Source organism: Pedobacter alpinus (genome assembly GCF_042684645.1).
GTDB classification, from domain to species: domain Bacteria; phylum Bacteroidota; class Bacteroidia; order Sphingobacteriales; family Sphingobacteriaceae; genus Pseudopedobacter; species Pseudopedobacter alpinus.
In genome coordinates this window covers 1-1,001 of the sequence record NZ_JBHULV010000060.1, presented here as the reverse complement: position 1 = coordinate 1,001, position 1,001 = coordinate 1, and the positions used below count along the sequence as shown (strand labels likewise).

The 1,001-nt window shown below is 39.2% G+C and carries 1 protein-coding gene; it reads right to left on the bottom strand.

Annotation, left to right across the window (positions count from 1 at the left end; genetic code table 11):
- Positions 1-985 (bottom strand): IS1380 family transposase (locus ACFSSE_RS17960; protein WP_379101070.1); only part of this gene is annotated, 985 nt, incomplete at its 3' end.
- Positions 986-1,001 lie beyond the last annotated feature (16 nt).

Sequence of the window (1,001 nt, the reverse complement as noted above, 5' to 3'; positions counted from 1 at the left end):
CTCTCCCTCGATAGAGTCTCCATATTTCTGCTGGTGCCAATTTCATAGGTGTTACATAAGCGGAATATCGGTAGTTCATGTGAATTTCCTCTTCTATAAAAAGTCTCAACTGTTTACCAGTTGCCTTGGGTCTGTCTTTTATTCTCTGACGAACAATGACTATCCGTCTTGCCTTACTCCATGATTCGCTTTGGTACATTTGCTCACAAATCTCTATCCCCGTATCCAATATTATCCAGTTTGTACTTGCTTTGATGATCTTTTGGATGGGGTGTGTAAACCTCGCTGCAATGATGTAATCGATGTTTTTCTCTTCCAGATGATTCATAATCGCCGAATTGAAAAAGCCACTGTCTAGCCTAATCAAACTGATTGTTTTATCTTTCAGTTTGTTTAGTGTATCGGTCAAAAAGTTTAAGAAATTGTTCGAGCTGGAAGTATCCCCACTCCTGAGCCACATATTGGCTACCAGTTTTACATCGGCAATAAAGGCAATTAATGGATGGTGTGAGGGTCTGCCTTTTTTAGCTGGATTATATCCTTTTTTACTCCCTTCTTGACAGCCATATCTGGTCATTACAGAGGAATCAATATCCAAAGTAAAATTGTTGAACTTGAAATTGTCAAATATCCATGTATAAAAATAATCACTTATGCGCTGGTTCTTTGCTTGGTCAAATTTGGAGAAGAACCGTTTGAAAGTGTCTTGACCTGGTGTACGCTTCCATCCAAAAATATTCCCCAAAACTGCATCGTGTCTAGTGACTTCGGTATGCAAAAATCTGTTTGCCCCACACCAGATACTGGCAATAAAACTCTCTATAATTGTTGTTGAATTATACCCGCGGTTGGAGCCAGAAACAGGAAGGTCTTTGTTTGCCTCTATTACCTTGCTAAAGCCTATCTTTTGTAGCATTTGTTTCAAAAAAACCATCCCTCCCCATGGAGTTATCTCCCTGTCTGTAAAGCCTATATCAAATTCCATCTCCAAAAATACCTAT